The sequence below is a fragment of the Rhizobacter sp. P2_H3 genome, assembly GCF_056403355.1.
The window spans coordinates 1-3,222 of record NZ_JBFUFQ010000386.1 but is presented as its reverse complement, the minus strand read 5'-3'; the positions used below and the strand labels follow the sequence as shown (position 1 = coordinate 3,222).

Genomic DNA, 3,222 nt, shown 5'->3' with positions numbered 1-3,222 from the left:
GATCCTGACCGAGCCGAAGAACGCACTGCTCAAGCAGTACCAGAAGCTGTTCGCGATGGAYGGCGTCGAGCTCGAGGTGCGGCCTTCGGCGCTCGCTGCCATCGCCCGCAAGGCCCTGGCGCGTCGCACCGGCGCACGCGGGCTGCGCTCGATCATGGAGCAATCGCTGATCGACACGATGTTCGAATTGCCGACGCTCGACGGCGTCGCGAAGGTGGTGCTCGACGAGCACACGATCGAGGAAGACGCGAAGCCCTTGCTGGTTTACCGAGAGCAGAAGGCCAGCGCCTGAACAGGGCCATCGCCACGACAACGGATCCTGATGATTGCCGGTGCGTCACACTGCGCCGGCTCCTTGCAAACGAATGCTTGAGCCCTAGATGGGCTTGAGAAAGAGAGGTTCCAATGTCCGGACATCCCGTCTTGCCCGCTGAGCCCATCACGATGCCGCTGCTGCCGCTGCGGGATGTGGTGGTGTTCCCCCACATGGTGATTCCGCTGTTCGTCGGCCGCCCGAAATCGATCAAGGCGCTCGAGGCCGCGATGGAAGCCGGCCGTCAGATCATGCTCGTCGCGCAGCGCGCGGCCGGCAAGGACGAGCCGAAGCCTGACGACATGTTCGAGGTCGGTTGCGTCTCGAGCATCCTGCAGATGCTGAAGCTGCCCGATGGCACGGTGAAGGTGCTGGTCGAAGGCATCCAGCGCGCCAACACGCATTCGATCAGCGACAACGGCGAGCACTTCATGGCCGAAGTGACGCCGGTGCCGCCCGAGACCGAGGCCAAGCCTGAGGTCGAGGCCCTGCGCCGCGCGGTGACGCAGCAGTTCGATCAATACGTCAAGCTCAACAAGAAGATCCCGCCGGAGATCCTGACCTCCATCGCGGGCATCGACGATGCCGGCCGCCTGGCCGACACGATCGCGGCGCACCTGCCGCTGAAGCTCGAGAACAAGCAGTCGGTGCTCGACCTGTTCGCGGTCGACAAGCGGCTCGAGAAGCTGCTCGAGCAGCTGGAACATGAAGTCGACATCCTGCAGGTCGAGAAGCGCATCCGTGGCCGCGTGAAGCGCCAGATGGAGAAGAGCCAGCGCGAGTACTACCTGAACGAGCAGGTCAAGGCGATCCAGAAGGAACTCGGTGACGGCGAAGAAGGCGCCGACATGGAGGAACTGGAAAAGAAGATCACTGCGGCGAAGATGCCCAAGGAGGCCCGCAAGAAGGTCGATGGCGAGCTGAAGAAGTTGAAGCTGATGTCGCCGATGTCCGCTGAAGCGACCGTCGTGCGCAACTACATCGACACGCTGATCGGCTTGCCGTGGACCAAGAAGACCAAGATCAAGCACGACCTGCCGAATGCAGAGGCTGTGCTGAACGAGGACCACTACGGGCTCGAGAAGGTCAAGGACCGCATCCTGGAATATCTCGCGGTGCAGCAGCGCGTCGACAAGGTGAAGGCGCCGATCCTGTGCCTGGTCGGGCCCCCGGGCGTCGGCAAGACCTCGCTCGGCCAGAGCGTGGCGCGCGCCACCGGGCGCAAGTTCGTCCGCATGGCGCTGGGCGGCATGCGTGACGAGGCCGAGATCCGCGGGCACCGCCGCACCTACATCGGCTCGATGCCGGGCAAGGTGCTGCAGAGCCTGTCGAAGGTCGGCACGCGCAACCCGCTGTTCCTGCTCGACGAGATCGACAAGCTGGGCATGGACTTCCGCGGTGATCCTTCGAGCGCGCTGCTCGAGGTGCTGGACCCGGAACAGAACCACACCTTCAGCGACCACTACGTCGAGGTCGATTTCGACCTGAGCGACGTGATGTTCATCGCGACCTCGAACTCGATGAACATTCCGCCGGCGCTGCTGGACCGGATGGAAGTGATCCGCCTGGCGGGTTACACCGAGGACGAGAAGGTCAACATCGCCCAACGCTACCTGCTGCCGAAGCAACGCAAGAACAACGGCGTGCAGGACGAGGAGATGGACGTCACCGAATCGGCGATCCGCGGGATCATCCGCTACTACACGCGTGAAGCCGGCGTGCGTTCGCTCGAGCGCGAGGTGTCCAAGATCTGCCGCAAGGTGGTGAAGAGCATCCAGCTGAAGAAGCAAGTCGGCAAGATGGTGGTCAGCGAAGAGAACCTGAACGACTTCCTGGGCGTGCGCCGCTTCAACTACGGCCAGGCCGAGAAGCGCAACCAGGTGGGGCAGGTGGTGGGCCTCGCGTGGACGGAAGTCGGCGGCGACCTGCTGACGATCGAGTCGGCCGTGATGCCGGGCAAGGGCAACATCATCCGTACCGGCTCGCTGGGCGACGTGATGAAGGAGTCGGTCGAGGCTGCACGTTCGGTGGTGCGCAGCCGCGCACGCCGCCTGGGCATCAAGGACGAGATGTTCGAGAAGCGCGACATCCACATCCACGTGCCCGATGGCGCGACGCCCAAGGACGGCCCGAGCGCGGGTGCTGCGATGACGACGGCTTTCGTGTCGGCGTTGACCAACATCCCGGTGCGTGCCGATGTGGCGATGACGGGCGAGATCACGCTGCGTGGCGAGGTCACGGCGATCGGCGGCCTGAAGGAGAAGCTGCTCGCGGCACACCGCGGCGGCATCAAGACGGTGCTGATCCCGGAAGAGAATGCGAAGGACCTGCAGGACATTCCGGAGAACGTGAAGAACCACCTCGAGATCGTGCCGGTGAAGTGGATCGACCAGGTGCTGGAGATCGCACTCGAGTCGGTGCCGCAACCGCTGGCCGATGAAGAGGTACCGAAGGTCGACGGCAAGACCGAGGCTGGCGCTGCGGCGACGGCACCGGCCACTGCGCCTGCGACCGACGCGCTGAAGCACTGAAGAAAGTTGGAAAAAAATCGGCCGCTCTTGCGAAGCGGCCGATTTTGAACATATACTGTGAGTCTTGATTGATACAGCGAAGCAAGTGCAGCAATGCAGTGCGAAGCGAGTTGATCAAGGGATCGAAAGATCCGGCAAAGCGGGAGTAGCTCAGTTGGTAGAGCGCAACCTTGCCAAGGTTGAGGTCGCGAGTTCGAGCCTCGTCTCCCGCTCCAAATTCAAAGGGAAGCTTTCGGGCTTCCCTTTTTGCCTAGATGACGCAAGAGCGTGACGCAAGAGCGTYAGGGCAAGACAAGTTAAGCGGGGCGCGGTAGCAAAGCGGTTATGCACCGGATTGCAAATCCGTGTAGGTCGGTTCGACTCCGGCCCGCGCCTCCA

At 63.0% G+C, this 3,222-nt stretch carries 1 protein-coding gene, 2 tRNA genes and 1 pseudogene; all 4 read left to right on the top strand.

Features of this window, described 5'->3' with window-relative positions:
- Positions 1-292, top strand: a pseudogene (locus AC1D1T_RS31310) (ATP-dependent Clp protease ATP-binding subunit ClpX); the annotation flags it as partial.
- Between the two features lie 113 nt (positions 293-405).
- The gene (gene lon, locus AC1D1T_RS31305) at positions 406-2,844 is read left to right on the top strand and encodes an endopeptidase La (protein ID WP_047511872.1); all 2,439 of its coding nucleotides are present in this window, start codon (positions 406-408) and stop codon (positions 2,842-2,844) included.
- Positions 2,845-2,983: 139 nt separating this feature from the next.
- Positions 2,984-3,059 (top strand) — tRNA-Gly (locus AC1D1T_RS31300).
- An 89-nt stretch (positions 3,060-3,148) separates the two neighbouring features.
- Positions 3,149-3,222 (top strand) — tRNA-Cys (locus tag AC1D1T_RS31295).